The organism is Erwinia amylovora, assembly GCF_017161565.1.
GTDB lineage: Bacteria > Pseudomonadota > Gammaproteobacteria > Enterobacterales > Enterobacteriaceae > Erwinia > Erwinia amylovora.
This window is the reverse complement of record NZ_CP066796.1, coordinates 132,554-159,081: the sequence shown is the minus strand read 5'-3', so window position 1 is coordinate 159,081 and position 26,528 is coordinate 132,554. Positions and strand designations below refer to the sequence as shown.

The 26,528-nt window shown below is 52.8% G+C and carries 20 protein-coding genes and 2 pseudogenes; 9 read left to right on the top strand and 13 right to left on the bottom strand.

Going from position 1 to position 26,528, the window contains the following annotated elements; genetic code table 11:
• The 4 genes from JGC47_RS00675 to JGC47_RS00660 all read right to left on the bottom strand — a co-directional run bounded on the left by JGC47_RS00675 (position 1) and on the right by JGC47_RS00660 (position 4,234).
• Positions 1-600: a helix-turn-helix transcriptional regulator gene (locus JGC47_RS00675; RefSeq protein WP_004160907.1), complete on the bottom strand. Its 600-nt coding sequence runs from the start codon at positions 598-600 to the stop codon at positions 1-3.
• 741 nt (positions 601-1,341) lie between these two features.
• Entirely contained in the window at positions 1,342-2,634 is a 1,293-nt protein-coding gene (locus JGC47_RS00670) for an NAD(P)/FAD-dependent oxidoreductase (protein ID WP_004160913.1), read from the bottom strand.
• Positions 2,635-2,655: 21 nt separating this feature from the next.
• Complete coding sequence (locus JGC47_RS00665; protein WP_004160915.1) at positions 2,656-3,078, bottom strand: RidA family protein; 423 nt, start codon at positions 3,076-3,078, stop codon at positions 2,656-2,658.
• Positions 3,079-3,094: 16 nt separating this feature from the next.
• Positions 3,095-4,234, bottom strand: a complete 1,140-nt coding sequence (locus JGC47_RS00660; RefSeq protein ID WP_004160916.1) for an ornithine cyclodeaminase family protein — start codon at positions 4,232-4,234, stop codon at positions 3,095-3,097.
• A gap of 179 nt (positions 4,235-4,413) precedes the next feature.
• Between JGC47_RS00660 and JGC47_RS00655 the strand changes: the two genes are divergently transcribed.
• Together JGC47_RS00655 and JGC47_RS00650 are read left to right on the top strand one after the other, a co-directional pair.
• Entirely contained in the window at positions 4,414-5,247 is an 834-nt protein-coding gene (locus JGC47_RS00655; protein ID WP_004160917.1) for a helix-turn-helix transcriptional regulator, read from the top strand.
• Between the two features lie 166 nt (positions 5,248-5,413).
• A pseudogene (locus JGC47_RS00650) lies at positions 5,414-6,741 on the top strand (APC family permease).
• 3 nt (positions 6,742-6,744) lie between these two features.
• Here JGC47_RS00650 and JGC47_RS00645 read toward each other — a convergent pair.
• On the bottom strand, positions 6,745-7,929 hold the full coding sequence (locus tag JGC47_RS00645) for a BaiN/RdsA family NAD(P)/FAD-dependent oxidoreductase (RefSeq protein ID WP_004160921.1): 1,185 nt from the start codon (positions 7,927-7,929) through the stop codon (positions 6,745-6,747).
• Between the two features lie 241 nt (positions 7,930-8,170).
• On the opposite strand from JGC47_RS00645, the gene pitA reads away from it, so the two are divergent.
• The gene (gene pitA / locus JGC47_RS00640; RefSeq protein ID WP_013036294.1) at positions 8,171-9,670 is read left to right on the top strand and encodes an inorganic phosphate transporter PitA; all 1,500 of its coding nucleotides are present in this window, start codon (positions 8,171-8,173) and stop codon (positions 9,668-9,670) included.
• A gap of 63 nt (positions 9,671-9,733) precedes the next feature.
• Here pitA and uspB read toward each other — a convergent pair whose 3' ends face one another.
• Positions 9,734-10,069: a universal stress protein UspB gene (gene uspB, locus JGC47_RS00635; protein ID WP_004160932.1), complete on the bottom strand. Its 336-nt coding sequence runs from the start codon at positions 10,067-10,069 to the stop codon at positions 9,734-9,736.
• Positions 10,070-10,367: 298 nt separating this feature from the next.
• Between uspB and uspA the strand changes: the two genes are divergently transcribed.
• On the top strand, positions 10,368-10,811 hold the full coding sequence (gene uspA / locus JGC47_RS00630; RefSeq protein ID WP_004163479.1) for a universal stress protein UspA: 444 nt from the start codon (positions 10,368-10,370) through the stop codon (positions 10,809-10,811).
• Positions 10,812-10,843: 32 nt separating this feature from the next.
• Here the strand turns inward: uspA and rsmJ are convergent, their stop codons facing one another.
• Entirely contained in the window at positions 10,844-11,596 is a 753-nt protein-coding gene (rsmJ, locus tag JGC47_RS00625; protein WP_013036296.1) for a 16S rRNA (guanine(1516)-N(2))-methyltransferase RsmJ, read from the bottom strand.
• Between the two features lie 7 nt (positions 11,597-11,603).
• The gene (prlC, locus tag JGC47_RS00620; protein ID WP_004160938.1) at positions 11,604-13,661 is read right to left on the bottom strand and encodes an oligopeptidase A; all 2,058 of its coding nucleotides are present in this window, start codon (positions 13,659-13,661) and stop codon (positions 11,604-11,606) included.
• Positions 13,662-13,857: 196 nt separating this feature from the next.
• On the opposite strand from prlC, the gene JGC47_RS00615 reads away from it, so the two are divergent.
• Entirely contained in the window at positions 13,858-14,679 is an 822-nt protein-coding gene (locus JGC47_RS00615) for a CPBP family intramembrane glutamic endopeptidase (protein WP_004160940.1), read from the top strand.
• Between the two features lie 264 nt (positions 14,680-14,943).
• On the opposite strand, the gene JGC47_RS00610 is transcribed toward JGC47_RS00615, so the two are convergent.
• The gene (locus JGC47_RS00610) at positions 14,944-15,408 is read right to left on the bottom strand and encodes a hypothetical protein (RefSeq protein ID WP_024015381.1); all 465 of its coding nucleotides are present in this window, start codon (positions 15,406-15,408) and stop codon (positions 14,944-14,946) included.
• Between the two features lie 265 nt (positions 15,409-15,673).
• Positions 15,674-18,364, bottom strand: coding sequence for a hypothetical protein (locus JGC47_RS00605; protein WP_004160948.1), 2,691 nt, complete (start codon positions 18,362-18,364; stop codon positions 15,674-15,676).
• A 378-nt stretch (positions 18,365-18,742) separates the two neighbouring features.
• Between JGC47_RS00605 and JGC47_RS00600 the strand changes: the two genes are divergently transcribed.
• On the top strand, positions 18,743-19,585 hold the full coding sequence (locus tag JGC47_RS00600; protein ID WP_004160953.1) for a 23S rRNA (adenine(2030)-N(6))-methyltransferase RlmJ: 843 nt from the start codon (positions 18,743-18,745) through the stop codon (positions 19,583-19,585).
• Between the two features lie 83 nt (positions 19,586-19,668).
• Here the strand turns inward: JGC47_RS00600 and rnz are convergent, their stop codons facing one another.
• Positions 19,669-20,583 (bottom strand): ribonuclease Z, encoded by a 915-nt coding sequence (rnz, locus tag JGC47_RS00595; RefSeq protein ID WP_004160955.1) that lies wholly within the window; start codon positions 20,581-20,583, stop codon positions 19,669-19,671.
• Between the two features lie 546 nt (positions 20,584-21,129).
• On the opposite strand from rnz, the gene gorA reads away from it, so the two are divergent.
• The 3 genes and pseudogenes from gorA to JGC47_RS00585 all read left to right on the top strand — a co-directional run bounded on the left by gorA (position 21,130) and on the right by JGC47_RS00585 (position 24,734).
• Positions 21,130-22,485 (top strand): glutathione-disulfide reductase, encoded by a 1,356-nt coding sequence (gene gorA / locus JGC47_RS00590; protein ID WP_004160958.1) that lies wholly within the window; start codon positions 21,130-21,132, stop codon positions 22,483-22,485.
• 179 nt (positions 22,486-22,664) lie between these two features.
• Positions 22,665-23,384 (top strand): annotated as a pseudogene (locus JGC47_RS17445) (MFS transporter); the annotation flags it as partial.
• A gap of 528 nt (positions 23,385-23,912) precedes the next feature.
• On the top strand, positions 23,913-24,734 hold the full coding sequence (locus JGC47_RS00585) for an alpha/beta fold hydrolase (protein WP_004160962.1): 822 nt from the start codon (positions 23,913-23,915) through the stop codon (positions 24,732-24,734).
• 172 nt (positions 24,735-24,906) lie between these two features.
• Here JGC47_RS00585 and cybB read toward each other — a convergent pair whose 3' ends face one another.
• Positions 24,907-25,431 (bottom strand): cytochrome b561, encoded by a 525-nt coding sequence (gene cybB / locus JGC47_RS00580; RefSeq protein ID WP_004160963.1) that lies wholly within the window; start codon positions 25,429-25,431, stop codon positions 24,907-24,909.
• A 130-nt stretch (positions 25,432-25,561) separates the two neighbouring features.
• A complete protein-coding gene (locus tag JGC47_RS00575; protein WP_004160964.1) occupies positions 25,562-26,524 on the bottom strand; it encodes a PDR/VanB family oxidoreductase in 963 nt (320 codons plus the stop codon).
• Positions 26,525-26,528: the final 4 nt, after the last annotated feature.

The following is a 26,528-nucleotide window of genomic DNA, read 5'->3' as shown; positions in this document are numbered from 1 at the left end:
TTATTCGGCGTTGTCAAACTCATTCTGTACTCTGCTGCATTGTGGCGACTCGCCATTTTGAATTTTGAGATAAAGAAAATTCAAAGAATGAGCTTTGTACTTATTTTTCATATTGTTGAGATGGGAATAAATCGTTTTATTACTGAGCATAAGCCGCGAAGCCATATTCGCAACGGATAAATTCTTAAATACCAACGCCCTGATTTTCTTTTCCATATTCGTCAGCGTTATACCCTGCGAATTATCCTTATGGTGGATCAGCCCTGTTAGCCAGGAAGTACATTGACCTAAGGTGATTTTTCTTTGAGTCAACGACCGTAACTGATGCACAAATTCAGCCATGCCCAGTCTGGCATCGATAATAAAATTATTATCATACGATTCGGATGAGATCTTTGATAAATCTCCAACCATGACAAAAAAGTGACTGCCAAATAATTCTGAGAAAGTCATTACTCGCTTCAGGGCTTCTTCGGGAGATGACAGATAGCGCATGTCGATGATGATCAGTTTTTCGCACCATACTTTCATTTCACTTTCGTTTGAAATTATTTTTTTTACTGCAAGTTCAAAATAAACACAGTCGCTAATAACGTGCATCAAAAAGCCCTTTTGCCATTCTTAAAAAACGTCAATTACTCGGTGAAATCATTAAGAAATAAAATAATTCAGCGCATTTTAAATTGCGGTAAAAAAGCAAACAACCATCTGGAAAAAAGATAATAAATTTTAATAAAAAATAATAGATAAAATCTAACTGACTGTTTTACAAGGGTGATTTTAATGGAATTAAAACCTTAAAATTATTAAAAATAAATCTTAAGGTATTTAATGCATTTAAGATGATTTTTAGCGTGGTTTTGGTCTTTTTCCGCACCGGCTCTGATTCTACCGTATGCAAAAAACATCATCAGCGAAAAGGGCTGACGCAGAATGGCAGACACGTGATGATTGTTACGGATGAATGGATCAGGATGTCGCAGTATGCCACAGAAATAATGTCATCATTTGCGTCCGTGCCGGATTGTCCACTCAGGTTGCATCAGCAGGTTAATTTTGAATTAACCTGCTGATGTATTAAATGCCAGCGGATGCCCGGGCTGCAGCTGAAATATCAGCCTTGCTATCTATTATGGTCGGCGCGCATGCCGTAAGGCTGATAGGGCGTGAACAGGGGTTTGGCCCTGTTCTCTGCGCCAGTCCCTTTCGTCATGAGCATGCGGCAAGGGCTAATGATGCGGCTTTCAGACTCTCCACCACTATCCGCACGCAAAATTCAGCGACGGCAGACAAGCGGGTGAGCAGAGTGAAAGCCGCCTGCGCTATTGACGCAGGCGGCTGTTAAAAGCGGGTAAAACAATAGGGTTTCGGGTCAATGATTGGCGAATGACTGGAAACGATATCCGCCGCCAGCTGTCCGGCCGCCGGGGAAGTACCGAAACCATGTCCTGAAAAGCCTGTCGCCAGCGTCAGTCCCGGTATGCGCGCCACCGGGCCGATCACCGGATTGGAGTCCGGGGTCACATCGATGACGCCGGCCCAGGCATCGGCAATTTCAGCTTTCTCGAACGCCGGCCAGGCGCTAATCAAATTCGCCATCGCCTCCGCGTTCAGCGCCAAATTCGCTGGCGGATCCATGATGCGTACGCGTTCGAACGGTGAGCGTTTATGGGCATGCCAGCGACGCGGCAGCGCCAAATCGCTAAGGAAATTTCTGCCCAGCGAAATGCGTAAAAAACTGCGCTGGGCGCGCAACTGCGCCAGATAGCGCGATCCGATCAGCAGATGGTCCAGGGTCAGAGAAGCATCCAACGCGCCGCGCTGGGTGATAATAAAGCCACCGTCACAATGCTTGCGAAATGAGAAGTCCGGGGCGCCTACCGCAATATCCGTTGGCCCCTCCATGGGTTTAGTGCGCAGCACGGAACAGATTAGCGGCAGCGTGGGGAGCGAGATGCCGAGATTGCCAAGGAAACGTCGTGACCACAGCCCCCCCGCCAGCAGCACCTGCTCGCAGCGGATTTCACCTTGCTCGGTCATAACGCCACTTACCTTGCCACCGGAGGTCACCAGCGAACGTACCGCGCAGTTCTCGACAATCGTCACGCCTTTTGCGATTGCCGTCTTGGCAATCGCGCTGGAGGCCAGCGTGGGTTCCGCACGACCATCCGAGGGCGTAAAGATGCCGCCAGCCCAGGCGCCGCGCCCTCCGGGAACCCGTTGCGAAATTTGCTTTGCGCTTAGCAGGTGCGAATCCAGGCCAAGGTGCGCCACGGATTTCAGCCAGCGTTCATGCATCGCCATCTGCGCCTGGGTGCGGGCAATAAACATGATGCCCGCCTGACGATAACCGACATCGTAACCGGTGCGCTGCGGCATGGCTGCCCACAGGCGATCGGATGCCTGCGCCAGCGGGATATCTTCGGCAACACGATTGGTTTTGCGCACCCACCCCAGGTTGCGCGAAGACTGCTCCCCCGCCAGCCGCCCTTTCTCCAGCAGCACCACGGGGATATTACGTTCAGCCAGCGTTAATGCCGCCGTAAGCCCGACGATCCCGCCACCAATCACCACGACCGTGGTGGCAGAGGGAAAGGTCGATGCCGTCTGCACCGGAGTGATTGCAGGAGCCATAGTTCACCTTCTTAACCGAAATTAAAGAGCAAGGTTAATTTCTTCCACGTCCGCCGCTGCCGCGCCGCGCCACGCGGTCACTTCCAGCTCCACCTTATAAACGGTAGAGCCGAGCGGCGGGCAAGTGACAGTGGTTGCGGGATCCACGCCGCGAAACTTCTCGCCAATAATGGCCATCACCGTTGGTACGTCGCGCGGGTCCTGAATAAACACGCGTGACATCACCACATCGGCAAGCGTGGCATCAACGGATGCCAGCGCCTGCCCGATATTGGCAAACACCTGGTGGGTCTGCTCGCTGACATCCTCCGGGATGATTTTGCTTTGCGGATGACGTCCGGCAGTATTAGAGACGAAAATCCAGTTATCCACTGCGACAATACGTGAATAGCTCGCCTGTTGTTCAAAGACGGATCCAGTTTTTACTTTAGTGATGCGGGTCATGATTTTTCCTGTTCGGTTAGCTCAGTACCGGGGATTCCCAGAGGTTCAGTTTCACGCCGATGCCTTTTTCCAGCGCGTTGCGGTACACCACGGTGCCCCAGGCCACGTCCTCCACCGGCATACCGCCGACCGACATAATGATGATTTCTTCGTCATTCAGACGACCGGGAGCATCACCGGCGATAATTTTGCCAATGTCTTCCAACTGCTCGTGCGTCATCTTTCCTTCCGCCACCATGTCCATAAAGCGCACGCCAATGACCGGGATAGTGTTGTGGGCAGGCTTCGGCACCTCTTCGAACCAGGCATGATAAAGCCCCGTATTGTCCAGCACCTTGCGCACATCAGCCCGCTCCATGCCTTCGTCAATGTTGCATGACGCTGGCATGGCGAGGAACGCGCCGGGCTTAACCCATTCACGTTTCACAATCGGATAAGTCGCCGGATCGCCCACTTCACCCGAATTGCAGTAGGTAACGATATCGGAGCCGCGCACCACCTCTTCGATACTGTCGACAATCTCGATGGAGGTAATCTGGGGATAAGTGACCGTTACCCAGGAGATAAAGGAGTCCAGACTTTGCTTGCCGCGCCCCTTTACTTTGATGGTGTCGATTTCAGGACAAACGGCGATAAAAGCGGCGATAACGGTTTTCCCCATTACCCCAGGCCCCAGCAGGCCAACGACCTTCGAATCCTTACGTGCCAGATGACGCGCGCCAACGCCGGGAACGGCTCCGGTACGGTACGCCGACAGCAGGTTGGCCGACATATGGGCCAGCGGCGCACCCGTTTCCACATCATTCAGGGTGAACATCAGGATCGAGCGCGGTAGCCCTTTTTCGCGGTTGGCAATATTAGAGCCGTACCACTTCACCCCGGCGGTGCAGAAGCTGCCGCCGAGATAGGCTGGCATCGCCATTAAGCGGCGGTCGGCGGTGGGTTTTGGCATCGTCGGGAACGGGGAGTTTTCCGGGAATGTCACCATCGCGCCGTGCGAGTCATTATTGGATCCAGCCATCCGATAGTCCCCCTGCCAGAGCAGGCCGAACATCTCTTCCATGGTATCCACACAGGCTGGCATATCCGTTACCCCGGCGCGGATCATGTCCTGTTCTGAAAGATAGATAAAATCAATTTTAGTTGAGTCAGACATGCCGATTACCCCGTCAAATGAGTGAGTTACATCTTATTAAACGCTGCGGTACGAATTGAAAATAACGGCCCGCAAGGTGAGCTGTATTGAAGATTTGCGACATGCTGCGATATCAGCGCGCGAAATATGGCACCCGGATTGCATCATCTGTAAGCCATCTCACTGACAGGACTTCGCCTATGTCACATGCCATGCTTCCGCTTCATCGTGCAGATATTTATCCCGAGCAGCCCTGGTTTGTACTCAGTGCGGCGCAGCATTATTCGTTGATCCCCGGCAGCCATCCGGCCATTTCTCAGTTCTACAGTTTTGAAGTGGCACCGTCAGCCAGCCTGACGCTGGCGGTGCCGGACGGCTGTGTGGATATCCTTTTTGATTGTGATGCGGTGCGACCCGTGGCGAGAGTCTGCGGCACCACGCTGGAGGCGCGTAGCGCCGAGCTGTTCTGCAACCATCGCTATTTCGGTGTACGCTTTGCACCCGGCGTAATGCCGGATTTTCTTGATATAACGGCGTGCGAGCTGACCGATGACGAATTTGATTTTCTTGATGTGGTGCCGGACGCACGTCACGCCTGTGAGCAAATCCTTAATACTTCGCTGTTTTCGCAGCAGATCGCGTTGTTTAACACCTGGTTCACCCCCCGACTGGCGCGTAAATCCTCGGCGGTTACCCGCTCGGTGATCCGAACCATCATGCAGCATAAGGGGAATATCCGGGTTGAACAGCTGGCAGCATTAAGCGGCTATACCTGCCGCACCATCCAGCGCCAGTTTCGCCAGGATACCGGCCTGTCGCCCAAGGCATTCGGCCGTATGATGCGCTGCCAGGCCGCGCTGAATAACCTTCACCTGCCCGGCAATCTGTCCTGTTCCGACCTCGCTCTGGATCTGGGTTTCAGCGATCAGTCGCATTTTCTGCGCGAGTTTAAAAAGCTGGTCAGCACCACGCCGCTGGACTATCAGCGCCGCACCCTGCTGGCAGCCGGGGGTAACCGGACTGGCTGCCACTGAAGGCGAAAATTGAACGCGTACAGGCACTAAAAAAGTGCATCTGTTGCACCCCAGCCCTGTCCGATTTTTTCTATCCGCGCCTGTCGCTGCTGATAAATGATGCCAGTCTGTCTCGTGGCTCAGAAGACCTCTTTTGAGCCTTTCACTGACCACTAAGGTGCTGGCAATGAACAACTCGTCCGGTTTAAGAAAAAATACTCTTGGCTTATTTTCTCTGGTGTTCTTTGTTGTGGCGGCGGCATTCCCGTCATCTACATCATGGCCTGCGCCATTCTGATGATTTTCTCGGTCGGATATATCGCAATGAGCCGCCACGTTACCGATTCGGGCGCTTTCTATACCTATATATCGCAGGGGCTGGGCGAAAACTGCGGGGCTTCGGCATCCATCGTGGCGCTGATTGCCTATTTTTCCGTACAGACCGCCGTGGTGTCGATGCTTGGCTTCTTCGCACAGCTCTTTTTGCAGCAGCACCTCGGCGCGCATATTCCGTGGTGGATGCTCAGTCTGCTGTTTGCGGTAATTGCCTGGGTGCTGGGCATTAAGCGGGTGGAAGTCGGCGGCAAACTGCTGGGCGTGCTGATGCTGGCGGAAGTGGCGATCGTGTTACTGACTGACGTGATGCTGCTGGTGAAAAAAGACGGGCCGCTGAATATCAGCTCGTTCGAACCTGCGGTATTTATGCACGGTAATCTCGGCATCGCCTTTGTGTTCGCTATCGCTTCATTTATCGGCTTTGAGTCAACGGCAATCTACGCTGAAGAGTGCCGCGACCCGCATAAAACCGTGCCGCGAGCCACCGTCTGCGCCCTGCTGATCATTACCGCCTTTTTCTGTTTTACCAGCTGGTCGCTGGTGCAGGCCTATGATTTCGACCGACTGGTGCAAATTGCGCGTCAGGATCCCGGCAATTTCATCTTTGATATTACCCGGCAGTATGTGGGTCAGTGGGCGGTCGATATCATGTCGTTACTGCTGATCACCAGCCTGTTTGCGGCATCGCTGGCTTTCCACAACAACATTTCACGCTATATCTTCAATATCAGCCGCGATGGACTGATCTGGAAAGAGCTGTGCAGTACTCACCCGACTAACGGCACGCCACACAATGCCAGCCACGTTCACAGCGTTATTTTGCTGCTGCTGTTGGCAGGAATGGGTAGCGTTGGCATCGATCCGATGGCGCAGATTTTCGCCTTTGGGTCGGCCATTGCTACTCTTTCAATTCTGGTGCTACAGGTGGGCGTATCAGTGGCCGTGATTGTGTTCTTCCGCCGCAAGGAAACGCATGGTTTCAGTAGCTGGCAGGTATTCTGGGCACCGCTGATTGCCCTATCCGCAATGTCGGTAACCCTTATTCTGGTCATTAATAATTTGCAGCTGCTTAGCGGTAGTGATTCAAAACTGGTCAGACTGATCCCGTGGCTTATCGCCATCTGCTGCGCAGCGGGCTATCTGATGTCGATGAAACGCCGGGTGCGTAGCGCGGCGTGAGGGCTACAACGCCTGTGCGCACGCCCAGGCCGAGCTCCACGCCCACTGGAAGTTATAGCCACCCAGCCAGCCGGTGACATCGACCACTTCTCCAATAAAGTAGAGTCCGGGCACATCGCGTGCTTCCATAGTTTTAGACGACAGCTGGCTGGTGTCCACGCCGCCAAGCGTCACTTCAGCAGTACGGTAGCCTTCGGTGCCGTTTGGCTGCACGCGCCACTGATGCAGGGCGCTGGCTAACTCGCCCTGCTGGCGGCTGTTCAGCTGTTTCAGGGTACACTCCGGTACCCTGCCCAGCAGCTGCAGGCATTCAACCAGACGCTTGGGCAGCAGCTTAGCAAGGGTATTTTTCAGGCTCTGATTAGGATGGGCGTGGCGCTCATTATTCAGAAAAACATCCATGTCCTGCGCGGGCGACAGGTTAACGGTAATAAACTCCCCCGGCTGCCAGTAGCTGGACAGTTGCAATGCTGCCGGCCCTGACAGGCCACGATGGGTAAACAGCAACGCTTCTTTAAAGACGGTGCCGTCTTCGGCGGCGATCGTCGATGACACCGACACGCCGGATAAGGTCTGCAATTGTGCCAACAAGGGTTTATGCAGGGTAAACGGCACCAGTCCGGCACGGGTGGGGAACACCTTTAAACCAAACTGTTCAGCAACTTTATAGCCAAATGGCGATGCACCAAGACCCGGCATCGACAGGCCGCCGCTGGCGATCACCAGTTTCCCGGCCCGAACTTCTGCGCCGTTCAGCTGTAACCTGTAGCCGCCTTCATCGCGTGTCAGTTCAACAACCTCACTACGCAGACGCAGCGTCACCTGCCCTTCCTCACACTCTTTCAGCAGCAGATCGACTACCTGCTGCGCGGAATCATCACAAAACAGCTGGCCCAGAGTCTTCTCATGCCAGCGAATTGCATGGCGATTCATCAGGTCGATGAAGTCCCACTGGGTGTAACGCGCCAGCGCAGATTTGCAAAAATGCGGGTTTTGCGACAAGTAGGCTGCAGGTTCAGTATAGAGGTTGGTAAAGTTGCAGCGCCCGCCGCCGGACATCAAAATTTTACGTCCGGCCTTTTTGCCATTATCAATCAGCAACACGCGCCGTCCCTTTTGCCCGGCGTGAGCCGCGCAGAACAGGCCAGCCGCACCGGCGCCAATTACGATTACGTCAAACGTCTCCACAACGCACTCCGCCCAGGCCCAAAAAAAGCTGATTGTAGTGAGTTGAAGGCGTGGTTACCAGCTTCACGCCAAAACAGCGACAAAACATTTTTTTAACTTTTTGATTTGAAAATAATTTCAATGGAAAACGTCACATTACTGACGCATTAATGTTAAAAAAAGTCTATATTTCACTTTCCCCGGGTGCGGTTTGTCGCTGATAATGCGCCGCGTTCATGTCCTCAAAAATGGCGTAACGCTTATGCTACATCTGTTTGCTGGTCTCGATCTCAATACCGGCCTGTTATTAATACTTGCTCTGCTGTTTGTCTTGTTCTACGAAGCTATCAATGGTTTCCATGATACGGCCAACGCGGTGGCGACCGTCATCTATACACGTGCAATGCGATCGCAGTTAGCGGTCGTTATGGCGGGGGTATTTAATTTCTTTGGCGTGCTGCTGGGCGGCTTAAGCGTGGCTTATGCTATTGTCCACCTGCTACCAACCGATCTACTGCTTAACGTAGGGTCTGCACACGGGCTGGCCATGGTCTTCTCCATGCTGCTTGCCGCTATCATCTGGAACCTCGGCACCTGGTATTTCGGCTTACCGGCTTCCAGTTCCCATACTCTGATCGGTGCCATCATTGGTATTGGCCTCACCAACGCGTTGCTGACGGGCACCTCGGTGGTGGATGCGCTTAATATCCCTAAAATGCTCGGTATCTTTATGTCGCTGGTCCTTTCACCGATTGTCGGCTTAGTGATTGCCGGCGGGCTGGTGTTTATTCTGCGGCGCTACTGGAGCGGGAATAAAAAACGGCGGCGTATTCATATGACGCCGGCAGAACGCGAAAAGCTCGACGGCAAGAAAAAACCGCCGTTCTGGACCCGGATCGCACTGATTGTCTCGGCGATTGGCGTCAGCTATTCGCACGGCGCTAACGATGGTCAAAAAGGGATCGGGCTGATTATGCTGGTGCTGATCGGCGTTGCGCCAGCCGGTTTCGTGGTCAACATGAACTCCAGCGGTTATGACATCACCCGTACTCGCGATGCGGTCAACCACCTGGAGCAGTACTACCTGCAGCATGCCTCTTCCCTGGAGCAGGTTATCCAGATGTCTCCCCCTGCGCTGCCGACGCCGGAAGAGCAGCAGTCCGGGCCGAACGACTTTCACTGTGATGCGGCACGCGCTTTACCTGCTCTTCATCTGACACAGGGGCTGTTGAACAACCTTTCCAGCTACGATGCTCTGAACGTTGAGCAACGCAGCCAGCTACGCCGCCTGCTGATGTGCATTTCAGATACCGCAGAAAAAGCTGCCAGGCTGCCAGAGACCACGTCTGACGACAAACGTTTCCTGACCAAGCTGAAGGACGACCTGCTGAATACCGTTGAGTATGCCCCGGTATGGATTATTGTTGCCGTGGCGTTAGCTCTGTCGCTGGGCACCATGGTTGGCTGGCGTCGTGTTGCTACCACCATCGGTGAGAAAATCGGCAAGAAAGGCATGACGTATGCTCAGGGGATGTCGGCGCAGATGACGGCGGCGGTATCCATTGGCGTGGCCAGCTATACCGGGATGCCGGTCTCGACTACCCATGTTCTCTCCTCCTCCGTAGCCGGCACCATGCTGGTTGATGGCGGTGGCGTTCAGGGGCGTACTATTAAGAACATCCTGCTGGCGTGGATCTTCACCCTGCCCATCTCGATTTTGCTTTCAGGTGTGCTTTACTGGCTGGCGTTGAAACTGATTTAACACGGCAGACTCACCGCACAAGGGATGCCAGTCACAGAAGTGACTGGCATTTTTTTCCCGGTGTTAGTGCCAGATAACCAGCCCCATCAGGCCGATCGCTACCAGCCCACAAAGCGCGCTGGTTAATATAAATTGCCCACGTAGCCGCTGGCAGCGGCGGATAAACTCGTCATCGTGATGGTCAAGATAGCGCTGCGCCCAGATATAGCCGATAAGCCGTACCTGCTTGCCCGGCTGGCCATGAGAAGTAAAGAAACCGGCCCCGTCCACATACTGATACAGCAGCGGATCGCAGCCGCGAAGCACTACCAGCAGCGCACGCAGAGAAGAGTAGTAGCGTGCCATATTGATCACACAGACGACACAAAGAGCCCAGAATAGCGCAACGGTGCTGATCATCATCTCCCTCCCGGCCATTCATCGCGCAAATGCGTGGACACCTGACGATGACTCCGCCACCCTCATAATTGAGATTCTTGTTGCCAAGCGCTCGACGGTATAAAAAGGTGCCTGTAACCGTCAATATTCAGTGTAGGAGATCTGTTTGATTTTTTTCCAGCGTGATGTCCCCATTCGCAATTAAATAGTTGAAAGATGATATGGCTTTCGCCTGCATAAAGGCCGCCGAAGGCCACAACAATTAGCAACATTTTTCGCTATACTGCTTGTCAACACTTACGCGCAAAGGAGTCATTTCATGTCTTACAAACACATATTGATTGCCGTCGACCTTTCGCCAGAAAGCAAGCTGCTGGTCGACAAGGCCGTATCGTTGGCCCGCCCCTATAACGCCAAAGTGTCGCTGATCCACGTTGATGTTAACTACTCAGATCTGTATACCGGACTGATCGACGTTAATCTTGGCGACATGCAGAAGCGACTTTCTCAAGAGACGCACAGTGCACTGACCGAACTGTCGGCCAGCGCCGGTTATCCGATTGCGGAAACCCTGAGCGGCAGCGGTGACCTTTGCCAGGTTCTGGTCGATGCCATCAAGCAGTATCAGGTGGATTTAGTGGTTTGCGGCCATCACCAGGATTTCTGGAGCAAGCTGATGTCCTCAGCGCGCCAGCTGATCAACACTATTCATGTTGATATGTTGATTGTCCCTTTGCATGATGATGACGACGACGACGACTGACACCGGGACCGGCGGCAATAGCGGGACCGTTGTCAGAATAAGAGCGGGGCGTAGATATCAAACCGGTGACTTTTGGTGGTCACCGCGTTTAACGTATTGATGCCTGCCAGCGGCGGCGCGTAGTCCGGGCGCTTCACCACTACGCGCTTCTTCGCCAGTCTACGCGCGGGCTGCAATAGCCCGTCCGCATCGTCATCCGCGCCGACCAGCGACTGGAACACGCGCATCTCTTTTTTCACCAGCGCACTTTTCTGCTTATGCGGGTACATCGGGTCGAGGTACACCACATCGGGTGGCGGAGTGATGTCGGTCAGCGCCAGCAGACTGGAAGCATGCAGCAGCGTCAACCTTTCGCGCAGCCAGGAACCCATTTCCGCATCGGCATAGCCACGGCGTAAACCATCGTCAAGCAGCGCCGCAACCACCGGGTTGCGCTCAAGCATACGTACCCGGCAACCAAGCGCCGCCAGCACAAAGGCATCGCGCCCCAGCCCCGCCGTGGCATCGACCACGTCCGGTAAATAGCCGCTTTTAATGCCAACGGCTTTTGCCACCGCCTCACCCCGGCCACCGCCGAATTTACGCCGATGCGCCATCGCGCCGCTGACAAAATCTACAAATATGCCGCCAAGTTTAGGCTCATCGCGCTTGCGCAGCTCAAGGTGCTGTGGCGTAAGAACCAGCGCCATCGGCGCGCTGTTGTCGTGTTCCAGCTGCCAGCGGGCGGCTAAAACAGATAAGGCGCCGTCTCCGGCGCCTGATTCATCTAACAAACAGATGTTCACTGATGACTTATCCTTTCCTGCCCTGTTCTTTAATACCGTAGTGTTCCAGCATCGCATCCAGCTTTGGTTCACGACCACGGAAACGGCGAAACAGCGCCATTGGCTCTTCGGAACCGCCGCGCGTCAGAATATTGTCCAGGAAGGACTGCCCGGTTTCACGGTTAAAGATGCCCTCTTCTTCGAAACGCGACCAGGCATCTGCCGCCAGCACATCGGCCCACAGATAACTGTAGTAACCCGCCGCGTAGCCACCGGCAAAGATATGGCTAAATGCATGCGGGAAGCGCCCCCATTCCGGCCCGGGCATCACGGCAACCTGTTGTTTAATCTCTTTCAGCATATCCAGGATCCGTGCCCCTTTAGCCGGGTCAAACTCGGCGTGCAGGCGGAAGTCGAACAGGCCGAACTCCAGCTGACGCAGGATAAACAGCGCCGCCTGATAGTTTTTCGCCGCCAGCATTTTATCCAGCAGCTCCCGCGGCAGCGGTTCGCCCGTTTCATAATGACCGGAGATAAACGCCAGCGCTTCCGGCTGCCAGCACCAGTTTTCCATAAACTGGCTTGGCAGCTCGACGGCATCCCAGGGCACGCCGTTGATGCCGGACACGCCCGGGGTTTCAATGCGCGTCAGCATATGGTGCAAACCGTGGCCGAACTCGTGGAACAGGGTCGTCACTTCATTATGGGTAAACAGTGCAGGCTTGCCGTTTACCGGGCGGTTAAAGTTGCAGGTCAGGTAAGCGACCGGTTTCTGCAGGCTGCCATCGGCTTTTCGCATCTGGCCAACGCAGTCATCCATCCACGCCCCACCGCGCTTGTTTTCACGCGCGTACAGGTCAAGATAGAAGCTACCGCGCGGCTCACCGCTTTCGTCGAACAGGTCGAAGAAGCGCACGTCCGCATGGTAAACGTCAACATCGTGGCGCTCTTTCGCGGTAATGCCGTAGATGCGTTTCACTACTTCAAACAGGCCGCCAAGCACTCGCTGTTCCGGGAAATAGGGGCGCAGCTGCTCGTCGCTGATAGCGTACAGGTGCTGCTTCTGTTTCTCACCAAAGTAGGTCAAATCCCAGGGTTGCAGCTCATCAATGCCGTACTCTTTTTTCGCAAAGGTACGCAGCTGGGCCAGCTCTTGCTCCGCCTGTGGACGGGCACGTTTTGCCAGATCGTTCAGAAAATCAGTGACCTGAGCTGGATTTTCCGCCATTTTGGTCGCCAGCGACTTGTCGGCGTAAGAGGCAAAACCGAGCAGTTGAGCCAGCTCGTGGCGTAGCGCCAGTTCCTCTGCCATCACCGTGCTGTTATCCCATTTGCCGGCGTTTGGCCCCTGATCGGAAGCACGGGTGGAATAGGCGCGGTACAGCTCTTCGCGCAGCGCCTGATTGTCGCAGTAGGTCATCACCGGCAGGTAGCTTGGGATATCCAGCGTCAGCAGCCAACCTTCCTGCTCTTTAGCTTCCGCCTGTGCTTTCGCCGCAGCCAGCGCGCTTTCTGGCAAACCGGAAAGCTCACTCTCATCAGCGATCAGTTTGCTCCAGCCCATAGTGGCATCAAGTACGTTGTTGCTGTAGGTTGAGCCGAGTTCGGAAAGACGCGCGGCGATTTCGCCATAGCGCTGTTGTTTTTCTTTCGACAATCCGATGCCGGAAAGCTCAAAGTCACGCAGTGCGTTGTCCACCGCTTTTTTCTGCGCAATATCCAGAGCCGCATAGTTGCCGCCCTCTTTCAGATCGCGATAAGCCTGATACAGCCCTTCATGCTGCCCAACCCAGGTGCTGTACTCCGATAGCAGCGGCAGCGTTTGCTCGTAGGCCTGGCGCAGTTCCGCGCTGTTTTTCACCGAGTTCAGATGGCTAACCGGTGAAAACAAACGGCTCAGATGGTCATCCACTTCCGCCAACGGCTGCACCAGATTATCCCAGCTGTAGGGTGCCCCCTTAGCCACAACTTCTGCCACCACTGAACGGCTTTTATCCAGCGCCTGGGTCACGGCGGGCACCACATGTTCAGGTTTGATTGCAGAGAAAGGGGGAAGCGTAAAAGAGGAGAGTAACGGATTGGTCATAGCGCAGTCCTGTAATCGTTGTATGGGCAATCTGACTAACATGGGGGCAAATGCGGTGAAAATCAATGCTCCATCGCGCGTGCTCCTTTAGCCGATTTTTCTGTCGCACTTTACGATTTGCCACCCATCAGGAGGCATTGCATACTGCCTCGTCCTGAAATCCTCTACGACCTCATAACAAACAGGGAGTGTCACTATGTGGTATGTTTTGGCGGCTTCACTGCTGCTGTTGCCGCTGTATCTGCGCGGCGCACTGGCGCTATTGCTGGTTGCGCTGGGGCTGGCTGTCAGTAATCAGACATTGTTACTGCCCGCTATCGCCGCGCTGGCGTTGATCGGCATCGTTGCCATGTATCGCAGCCGGCAAAAAAAGCCCGGGTCATTGGCTTTGGCCGGTGAACTTGTTCTGGTCGCCAGCGCTGTCGCTCTGATGCTGCATCTGATCCCTGGCTTTAATAACCTGGCGATCGTTTCCGGCGTGCAGGCCGGGCCGCAGAGTGCGCCGTTCACCTTTTATTATAATCTTGATAAAGCCCTGATCCCGTTCTTGCTGCTGGCCTGCTTGCCCAGCCTGTTACAGCGCCCGGCAAAGCCCCCGGCTAACCCTGTGTGGTGGCTGGTGCTGATGATGTCCATGCCGCTGCTGCTGCTGGCCGCGACCCTTGCCGGGGGACTGAAAGTAGAACCGCATCTGCCCGAGTGGCTGGGCGCATTTATGCTGGCCAACCTGTTTTTTGTCTCGATGGCGGAAGAAGCGCTGTTTCGTGGCTACCTTCAACAACGGCTGAGCAACCTGATCGGCGACAGGCCGGCCCTGCTGATTGCCGCGTTGTTATTCGGCTGCGCGCATTTCTCAGGCGGGCTGTTGCTGGTACTGTTTGCCACGCTCGCCGGGCTTGTCTATGGCCTGGCATGGATGTGGAGCGGACGGCTATGGGTCGCCACCCTGTTGCATTTTGCTTTCAATATGCTGCATCTGCTGCTTTTCACCTATCCGGTGCTACAGCGGCCGGGCTGATCGTGTATTGATGATTGCCACTCTTGTGCCGTCCGCAAGCGACATGCCTGCACCACAACCGCGGTAAAAGTGATTTCTCACCGGGTTCATTGCAGGGAATCAAGTGGGTAACGCTTGACGCCAAAGGAAAGAATAAGCGGGAGCCGGGGCAGCCTGAAGGCTGCCTGGAATATCTCTGTTGCAGCCTTAAATGACGATGCCAGTCGATGATTGCCTTTGTCGTTGGTCATGGGCCGTTGGTCGCATCGGGACATACTGCTTGTATTACAGTGCGCTTTTATTCAGAAACTTTATAGCCGCCTTTACCAGTGGGACAGATTTAAACATTTCGCCCATCAGATCTCTCCGCCAGGTTGGAAAACGGTCTGTTACGTCCTTATCATGTTCGGGCTTTTCAACTCCCCCGATAGCCTGCTGTCGCGAGACCGGGGACTTTTCCAACTGATTTTGTTCGCCTTTACTCGGGCCGGGACCGCTACTCTCTGCCTTTTTTGAGCCTGAAAAGTTAAATATTACGCTACAAGGCCCGGCTGAACTTTTGACGCACTTCAACTTTCCAATAGCTTCCCGTAAAAATTCGTTAGCCGCTTTCTTACCCGTTTCCTCACCCGTTGCGGCCATCTCAACGGTGCTTATTTTTTTCAGCACCCTCGCTTTGCCATCGGCTTTGCTCGGTAAGGTACAACTTGTTGTATTTATATTCTGACTGGCTACCCTTTCCGGAAGCATAATGAAACTCCTTTGCAATTTCTTTTATATCAGCACCCCAAATATAAAGGGCATTCTCCCAACATTCTCCCTGCCGGGCATGGGCACGGCTAAAGCCATAACTCAACGAGTAGCTGGTAAATCCATAGTGGCGGACAACCCCCGTAAAGGGCCTTATTTCTCGGTGACAGTCGACCATGCAAGCTGTGACTCAGGCACATAAAAAAAAGTGCCGACCTGCCTGACTGCGAATAAGCCTGCGAAAAAAGCTTGTCGAGCAGTTAAGTTAATAAAGCAATTTCAATCTACTGTCTATAGCAAACGGAATTATATCGGCCTCATGACGATATAAAAAACAAATATCCCCTAAACGTTCATCATGCGATATCTCATTCTTACTTAAGAAATGAATAATTGAAAGTGGGATGGTCGCAGCCTCATGACCCAGAGTTCCTAACCGTCGAAGTTCAAGTTTTTTTAACCGGTAGCCACGATGGTTATTCACGGAATAATGTCTAATCGTCTCGTAGTGAGAAACCAGGAAGATCATACAAGATTTACCTAAACTCATTCTTTCTTGCTGCGATACAGAATCTTTTATTTCATGCATTTTCTTCATTATTGAGCAAATAACATCTTCATATTTTGCCACCTGCTCTAACGTAAGCCCTTTCCTTACCGACAAGCCGTCAACCAGGGTGAGGAAAAATGGGATGCTGTTAAGCTCACTGATATTATGGTTTTGGCTGTAATATTCTTTAACGTCTTTTTCGCTGCCTGACTTTATGTTGCGACTCAGTTTTAAATGCTTCGTCACCACTTTTTCCCACTGCACCCCGCCATGCTCAGTTCTGTACTGATGAATGGCCTCGGACTCTTCTGTTAACGGTAGCGGGACGCACAAAACCGTTTCTCCGTTATAAATTGCAACCGGCATTATCTTTTTTTCATTAAAGGTATCCAGCTCAGGATTCATAAGCACCGCGTTATATTTATTAATTCTGGTGATGTTATCATTTTTATCGACAATTAATTGCGAGGTTGAGCTTGCTTTTAGCAAGTTTAGCGCAAGCCTGGCGCCCAGCGCAGTGCGAGGCACAACTAAATAAGTGTTTGGGTTAGCCATTCCACCTATTTCCAATCTCAGTTCAGACTTAGCTTCAAGCATAATAACACACTCTTTTTCCTTCAGCTCACTTAACTCTGACTGGCTGATGATGCGTTTTATTAATCCTGGCTCTATGACATCGTTGTCAAACTGTCTTATGAACAGGATGAAATCATTATTCGACAGGCTAAAAGCAAAATCTTTTTTATCAGAAAATTGTGTGGCAATAATGAGATTTGCTTCAGCGGGTAGCACGGTCATATAGTCCATTCCGTGAAAACCGAGCAAAGTCCTCTCTAATCCCTGCCCCGTTCCCACAAGACCGGTGACTCCGCGCCAAAACTGATGAGTGAATGTGAGTTTGACGCTGGCTTCATCCGTTCTTGACAGGGATAGACTGTGGCTACGGCTGATCCCACCCAGAATGCCGGCGAACCAACCCGGACAGAACGGTATTCCGCCAGAGGCAATGCCAAAAAATCCGGATATCCGATCGGAACTTGCTATGTGAATTGTATCCTCCGCATGCAGTTTCTGGCTTAATTCTGTCAGTGCGTCAGATAAACCCAATTTCCGCCTGTGGCCTAACGCATCATTTATTACGCCAGATACTTTTTTTCCCCGTGATGTTAAAAATTCCAGTCTGGATTCAAATGACGACTTTCCATCTTCAGCATGATGACGAGGTTGACCTGAATTATAACGGGTTATCATACCTGATGTGGTTGAGTAAATCCCATCTATACCTATGTCCAATCCTTTAGCCATGTCAATTGCTGCCAGGATATTTCTTCCCTCCGCTTTTTTTAAGCTGGCTTCTTTAACATGAAATCTTGAATTATTTGCAACAGATGAGAATAAAGGAATGCGTCTGGCACTAAAATTCCCCCTACGGTCTGAAGAAAAGGGTTGTCCGGCATGATACTTTTCATGCGGATCGCTCCCCAAACGAGAAGAAAAAATTTGCGGGGGCTTGTGACTTAGTTTTCTTGCGAAAAGACCATCTGAAGAAATATGATTTGGATTAAGATAGTAAATTCTGGACTTATTTCCCGATGTGACGGCGATCTGCAATGTGTTGATTGCTCTTTTTATACTTATAATCTTATATTTCTTTTTCAAAGGTAGCTTAATTTCAGCATATCCGAATGATAAATCGGATTCATTTTCCACCCCCTGGGATATTTTAGCCCTTAACGTCCCTGCCTCATAACTGAATGATATCAGTTTATCATTATCTGTTTTGAACAACAGATTATCACGTTCATTCTTTTTGTATTCCTGGCACGCTATGGATACATACTGACCTGCAATATCTTCCTGATTCGATTCGGGCTTTATCTCAATCGAATAGGCCCTTCCGGTATATTTTTCCTCACCTTTAAGTATTCCACTCTCGTTTACGTAAATGCGACTAAACTTGATGCCACATTGAAAGTCAGTTAGCGCGGCTGAATAGTATTCATAACCGACAGATAGTTTTTTAAGCAGCCCTTCAATCAGATTGAAACTCTTTCCCTTAATTAAAAGCAAGTGCCCTTCATCACTAATCGTCATTCCCAGGTTATTCTTGGGAAACCCTGCAATCATACCGCAATATACATAATTTTCTGCACTACGACTTGATAGCCGGGACAACAATTTATACTCTATTTTACATAATGTCTGGTCGGGAAGATGACTGACGTTGTGATTTAACTCTGTACTGGCTTTAGCTCTCTTTAGCTTGCCGGGCGTGTTTTCTACATGATCAATGCAATTAAATAGCACATTATTACCCAGGTCGGCTAATGAGCATCTTCGTTCATTACTCATTTTTCTTAAATCTACAGAGGCTTTATCTTCAGAGTAAAAAGGATTCACTTTCATATAGTTACCTTTAATTTTTAATTGAACAATGCCTCATCCTTTTCACATTCAAATTCAATTCCCGTTGATAGAAAACGTGCAATGATATTTTCTACATATAACATCAGCCCCCGCTCTTTTGTTGTTAAGATTATTCTTCATCCCGCTATTGATAAATCACAGCCAGATTTGGTTAACTCAAGGCTGTTTACCAGGCTAAAGCTAAAGAACGGCAGCCATCCGGCAGCCATCCCTGATATAATCCCTCGCCTTAAAGGTTCTCATGCTTTTTCCTGCATCCGCTGCTGGCGACGTTCTGTGGGTAATCCGTGGGGTAATAATTGTGAAAATTGATTCACCATCAATTAAAACCTTATAAATTCAACAGGATATAGATAAATGCTCAGTTACCGCCACAGTTTTCATGCCGGCAATCACGCCGACGTTCTTAAACACACCGTACAAAGTCTGATTATCAGCGCGCTGAATGAGAAAGATAAACCCTATCTCTACCTCGACACTCACGCGGGTGCCGGGCGCTACCAGCTCAGCGGCGAGCACGCGGAGCGCACCGGCGAGTATCTGGAAGGTATCGCCCGTATCTGGCAGCAGGACAATATACCGGAAGAGTTGTCCGCCTATATCGGCGTGGTTAAAAATCTTAATCCGGGCGGCAAACTGCGCTATTACCCCGGGTCGCCGCTGATTGCCCGTTTTCTGCTGCGTGAATTCGACAAGTTACAGCTGACTGAACTGCACTCCAGCGACTTCCCGCTGCTGCGCAATGAATTTCTGAAAGACGATCGCGCACGTACCGAACGTGCCGACGGCTATCAGCAGCTGAAATCTAAACTGCCGCCGCCGTCGCGCCGGGGGTTAATCCTGATCGACCCGCCCTATGAGATGAAAAGCGACTATCAGGATGTGGTTAAAGGCATTCAGGAAGGTTACAAGCGCTTCAGCACCGGCGTGTTCGCTTTGTGGTATCCGGTGGTTCTGCGCCAGCAAATCAAGCGTATGTGCAACGAGCTGGAGGCCACCGGCATCCGCCGTATTCTGCAAATTGAGCTGGCGGTGCGCCCGGACAGCGATCAGCGCGGCATGACGGCTTCCGGCATGATTGTGATTAATCCGCCGTGGAAGCTGGAACAGCAGATGAAAAACGTGCTGCCGTGGCTGCATAAAACGCTGGTGCCGGCGGGAACCGGCCACACCAGGGTGAGCTGGATCGTGCCGGAATAATCGTTGAAGGCCCGTGCGGGATGACATTACCGTCCCCGCGCTGGTTGGCGGAACGCCCCATCATCCGCTGCCCGGACCGGGTTTTACAGGGTAAACAGCGCAAAGTCATGCGCCATCTCGGTGTGCGGAAATACCGCACGGCACTCCGCCAGCAGACGCTCATAATCATGATGCAAGTAGCGAGAACTGAGATGCGTAATGATTAATTTTTTCGCCCCGCTCTGCTGCGCCACCCGTGCCGCCTGTACCGTCGAAGAGTGGCCGCGCCCGTTGGCTTTCTCCTCCATTGCCACTTCCAGCGTGGCTTCATGCACTATCACGTCTACTTCTGACGCCAGCTCGACTGCCGCCGCCGTCGGTGCGGTATCGCCAAAAATGGCCAGACTGCGCCCTTTGATCTTGCCGCCGACATAATCCCAGCCGTTAATAACCCGCCCGTCGGCCAGCGTAACGCTGCGCCCCTGCTTAAGGTCATAGAAATAAGGCCCCGCCGGGATGCCGTGCGCCGCCAGCTTCGGTGCATCGAGCGCGCCGGGTTTGTCGTGCTCATCAATGCGGTAGCCGTAGCACTCTACCGGGTGGGTGAGCGGGTAGGCGGTAACGCGAAATTGCGCATCCTGAAATACCTCACCCGCGCCGATTTCGATAATCTCCAGTGGGAAAGTCAGCCAGGATCCGCTAAGACTGAGGCTGGTTTCAACAAAGGTTTTTATCCCCGGAGGGCCGTACAGGGTCATCGGTTCAACACAGCCATTCATTGAGCGGCTGGTCAGCAGCCCCGGCAGGCCAAAGATATGATCGCCGTGCAGATGAGTGATAAAGATCTTTTCAATCCTGCCGGGTTTGATCGGGGTGCACAGGATCTGGTGCTGTGTGCCTTCACCACAGTCAAACAGCCAGGTCGCGTTGCGCACGCCCTGCAAATCCAGCGCGATGCTGGTCACGTTACGCTCGCGGCTCGGCGTACCGGCCCCGGTTCCTAAAAACTGCAAATGCATAATCAGCAGGCTCCGTTGATTATTGTGCCGGGGCTGCGTCTGTCGAATCGCCGGCCGTTCAGGATAATCTTACTTGCCAGTATGCCAGGCAGGGTGATTATGCCAAACAATTTTCGTCGTTTTCTGACTCAAAGCCTTTTAACATTGTCAGCAGAGGGCGGGGAACACCTGCGGTCACTGATAATCAGCAGACCAATAAAAGGATGAGGTGCAAAGGGTAATTGCAGAATAAACACCAGGTGCAGCGAGGCGTGAACGGCTGCCGGGCGCGTAGAGCGCTATTAACGCACGCCATGTTGTGCGGGTGCTGTACGCCTGCAAGTCCGGCAACAACTTGAACAACAGTTACGTCCGCCATGGCAGGATGCCGTACGACGCGATAGCCGACTGCCGGACAGGATGCTGATGCGGACGGTGCTGGCCCCACGCTAAACCCAGCCTCGGAGATCCTATCACAATCATAGACGCAATCTTTGCGGGTTTTACCCGACAGGCGTTACACTCTCGGGTAGCTGAATTTACTCACTTATGGAACTGGGACACTCGATGACCAAACATTATGACTACCTTGCCATCGGCGGCGGCAGCGGCGGTATCGCCTCCATTAACCGTGCGGCTATGTACGGACAGAAATGTGCGCTGATCGAAGCGAAAGATCTCGGCGGCACCTGCGTTAACGTGGGCTGCGTACCGAAGAAGGTGATGTGGCACGCGGCACAAATTGCCGAGGCCATCCATAACTACGGTCCTGATTACGGCTTTGATACTACCGTCAATCAGTTTAACTGGGACGTACTGGTGAAAAACCGTAGCGCCTATATCGACCGCATTCATACCTCGTACGATAACGTACTGGGCAAAAATAAGGTGGATGTGATTAAAGGTTTTGCGCGTTTTGTTGATGCGCACACGGTTGAGGTGAACGGCGAGAAGATCACCGCCGATCATATTCTGATTGCTACCGGCGGCCGCCCAAGTCTGCCAGCCATCCCCGGGGCCGAATACGGTATTAACTCCGACGGTTTCTTCGAGCTGGACGCGTTGCCAAAGCGTACTGCCGTGGTCGGCGCGGGTTATATCGCGGTCGAGATTGCCGGCGTACTGAACGCGCTGGGTTGTGAAACTCACCTGTACGTGCGTAAACACGCGCCGCTGCGCAGCTTCGATCCGCTGATCGTTGACACGCTGGTTGAAGTGATGAACAGCGAAGGCCCGACGCTGCACACCGAATCAACGCCAAAAGCGGTGGTGAAAAACGCCGACGGTAGCCTTACCCTGCAGTTGGAAAACGGCCAGCAGCAGACCGTTGACTGCCTGGTGTGGGCAATCGGCCGGGAGCCCATGACCGATAACCTTAACCTGGACGTAACGGGCGTTACGCTGAACGAAAAGGGTTACATCAACGTTGATAAGTATCAAAACACCAACGTGAAGGGCATCTATGCGGTAGGCGATAACACCGGAGCGGTAGAGCTGACCCCGGTGGCGGTTGCTGCCGGACGTCGTCTGTCTGAACGCCTGTTTAACAACAAGCCGGACGAGCATCTGGACTTCAGCAATGTCCCGACCGTGGTCTTCAGCCACCCGCCAATTGGCACCGTGGGCCTGAGCGAACCGGAAGCGCGTGAGAAGTTTGGCGACGACCAGGTGAAAGTGTATAAATCGTCGTTTACCGCTATGTACACCGCCGTCACACAGCACCGCCAGCCGTGCCGGATGAAGCTGGTGTGTGTCGGTGAAGAAGAGAAAATCGTTGGCATCCACGGTATTGGCTACGGGATGGATGAGATGTTACAGGGCTTCGCGGTAGCGTTGAAAATGGGCGCAACCAAGAAAGACTTCGATAACACGGTCGCGATTCACCCGACCGGGTCGGAAGAGTTTGTAACCATGAGAGGTTAACGGAGAAAAGCCGCCGACACGCCTTTCAACGTCTTAAAAACCACGATTGAAGCAGGCTGTAGATCCCAGGATCTGCTGCCTGCTTTTTTAATACACAAGGCAGATGATGTCGTGATTCATATAAATAAGCCTCTTTTTAAGCGCTGATTAATCATAATGGCTAAATTTCGTGCCACCAGATAATGTCAATGACCTGGTTACAGGTTTTGTGTACGCATGATGGCTGGCATGTCGCTCTTTGGTTAATCAGCGCCTTTGTTTGCTGGCATTGCCAATGGTTATTATCACCATGCCCAAAGACCGCGTCTCTTCAGGTGCCCAGTCAACCCTGTCAAACAATCTTCTGATAGGGAGACGTTGCTGTTTGCTTCCGGTAATGCGCTTGTGCAGTTCAGCCCGATGCTCATTATTCCTGTACTGGTGCCATTAACGCCTCTGGTGCCGGGCGCATCACCAAACCCGTTGCCCTGGCAGTTCTGCGGAGGGGGTGATTGCCGGTTACCTGTCCACGAAAATGACTGGTGCGTTAACCTCCGGTATTTCTGCTCCAATTAAGGCTACACCCCGTTTTTATACTGAGTGTGTTGATACCGGCGCTGGCTAATCGGAATTCGGCGCTATTTATTACTTTATTTATCGCTGCCTCTTACAGTCGTTTGGTTTCATCATCAGCGGTTACGGTTCCGTTCCCTGATAACAAGCCAAAGGCTGGATTCTCTTTATTGCAAACAGCGAGGATGTATCTGATGACAACCATCGCCTTTTTCCTTTCCGCTTTGATCTTACCCGATCAGGGTATGACGCCTCGAAATCTGAACAGACTGCTGGTGATATGTGCAGGCGCTGCATCAGGGTTTCCGGTTTTCATTATCATTTTGCAAACGAAACTCGCTAACCGTTTTTGCCTGTCAACAATTTCAACCTGTAATCAGGAACGACATGTTTGTAAAGAGCCTGCATGCGGCAAACCCGCGAAGGACGGTAGACTTATGCGATAACCATTTTTATCACAGGCGCCATACGGAATAACTTACAAAGGAAACGATATGCCACGGAGCCACATTCTTTCACCGGCGGAAAGAGAATCATTATTGTCATTACCTGACGATGAGTTAACGCTGACCCGCATCAACTCGCTGCTTAAGCTCCCGGACACCCTGAAAAGGTAACGTTCGTCCCCGACCGGGCCGGGCAAGACGGTTAAAACCTGATAGCCGTATTTGCCACGACAAAGCATTTCCCTGACGCGCTGTCCACCGCGAAAGTCACGGCTATGACGACAGAAAATAACGCGCCCGAGAATGTCACCTCCTCTCACATCAGCCAGCATTTTCCGTATTGTCTGATAAAATTGATCGGCAGATGTCACATGACAACCCTGTTTTCCATTTACAGACTGAACTGAATCACTCTTTGAGGAGACCACAATGAGCACATTCAAGACCCAGGATGGCACGCAACTCTATTACAAAGACTGGGGCAGCGGTAAGCCGGTGTTGTTCAGCCACGGCTGGCCATTAAATGCCGATATGTGGGACAGTCAGATGAACTTTCTTGCGGAGCGCGGCTACCGGGTTATTGCCTTTGACCGTCGTGGTTTCGGTCGATCAGATCAGCCGTGGGAAGGTTATAACTATGATACCTTCGCCTCAGATATTAACGATCTGATTACGCATCTGGATCTGCACGAGGTGACGCTGGTCGGCTTCTCCATGGGCGGCGGTGACGTTTCACGCTATATCGGTCGTTATGGCAGCGGACGCGTTAGCGCGCTGGCGCTGCTTGGGGCGGTTACGCCGATCTTTGGACAAACCGCCGATCACCCTGAAGGGGTGGAAAAGTCGGTGTTTGACGGCATTCGCGCCGGGCTGCGTAAGGACAGGGCGCAGTTTATCAGTGAATTTTCCACGCCTTTCTACGGGACTAATGCCGGACAAACCGTTTCACAAGGCGTGCTGACGCAGACGCTGAATATCGCGCTGCTGGCCTCGCTAAAGGGTACCATTGACTGTGTAACCGCCTTCGCCGAGAGCGATTTCCGCGCGGATATCGCCAAAATTGACGTCCCCACGCTGGTGATCCACGGCAGCAACGATCAGGTCGTGCCGTTCGAAGCCACCGGCAAGCTGTCAGCCAGGATGATTAACAACGCCGAGCTAAAAGTGTATGACAACGCACCGCACGGCTTCGCGGTGACCCATCAGGACCAGCTCAACCAGGATCTGCTGGCGTTTCTGCAACAGAGGTGACGGCGCACTGCGCTGGCATCCATGTCTGCGACATCACGGCCGCCTTTCTGGCGGCCAGAAAAAAGGTTCAGAGCGCCTCTTCCCGACAGGCAATGCGACCGTAGGTGAAGGTTTGTAGCCGGACTGCCCCGCGCAATTGCCCAGAAAATGCGTTTCAGCCTGGCTAAGCGCATCAGGGCATCATTCTTTTCAGCGTATTATCACGGAGAAAATAGTGATGAAACAGGGCGGCCAGCGCGTGCAGAGCGATAAGCCAGTAACCCAACGGGGCCAGGGTCTCGTGCCAGCCAATCAGCGTTTCGGCAAGTTCAGGGGCCGGATTGTCAGCCACCGGCATGCTCAGGCCGAACAGCCACCACTCCTTGCCACGAAGATAGCGTGAACAGATGCCGAGCACGGGCAGCACGAAAAACAGCATGTATATGCAGCTATGCACCAGATGTGAAAGCCCCGTCTGCCAGCGCTGTGCCGGAGGCAGTATCTGTGGAGTTTGGTAACGGGTTCGCAGGTACAGGCGCACCGCCATCACCAACAACACGCAAAATCCAGCGCTGAAATGAGTGATAATAATCACGCTTCTCTGCCAGGTTCCCTTTTCTGCCAGCCATCTCAGTTCTATGGTTGCATAGGCAACGATCAGCAGTAATACGGTCAGCCAGTGGAAAATAATTTGCGGTGCTGAATATTTTTTAAGCATTTTCCTGGTCCATTTAAATACCGTAAAGTAACTTTAGCATCGTATTATTAACCGGATAACGAGATATTTCCTTGCTGATCCTTTGCGATATCGGTGCCAGGGGATATCAGAGATATCTGTATTTGACTCTTCACAAATCAATCACCAGTTGCGGCGTGCGGCTGCGCGAACAGCACAGGGCGATTTGCTGCGCCGTACAGGCTTTTTCCGCCGCCGATTGGACGGTATCACGATGATCGGCCTGCCCGGCTATCACCGGCGTCAGGCAGGCGCCGCAGATGCCCATTTCACAGGAAAGCGGTACGGCAACATCATTTTCCAGCAGCACTACGGCGATGCTCTTCTCTGGCGGCACGTAAAACGAACGGCCGCTGCCCTGTAAAGTAAGGGTAAAACCCTCACCTTCAGCAGCGCTGGCTAACGGTTGCACAGCGGTAAAAGCTTCGCTGTGGATGCGCTCCGCCGACCAGCCATGTTGCAACGCATGTTGCTGAATATGGGCCATAAACCCTTGCGGACCGCACAGATACAAGCGCTGACCAGCAGGATGCTGTAACGCAGTCGGCAGAGTACGGCGTGGGCTGTGTCCTTCACAGCCGGGCCACAGTGCCACGCTGCCGTGGCGGAAACCCTGCTGCAAACGGCGGCGAAAGGCGACATCAGCCTGCTGCCGGACGTAATAGTGCAGCTCAAAACTCTGGCCACTGGCGTCCAGCTGTTCGGCCATCGCCAGCAGCGGCGTAATGCCTATTCCGCCAGCCATTAACACCGTATGCTGCGCCGGCTGCAAAGCAAACAGCAAGCGCGGCAAAGAGGCCGTCAGACGCTGACCGGGGCGCAGCTGCTCATGCACCAGGCGCGATCCGCCGCGCGACGCCTCTTCACGCTTGACGCACAGCAGCCAGCTGTCGCGCTGCTGCGGGTTTCCGGTCAGTGAATACTGGCGGATCAGCCCGGCAGCAAGGTGCAGATCGATATGCGCCCCGGCCTGCCACGCGGGTAGCGCACTACCGTCCGCACTCACCAGCGTTATCGCCAGGTTGTTATTGCCCTGGCACGCCAGCGCATCGACTACCAGCTCAATGGTCTGCATAATG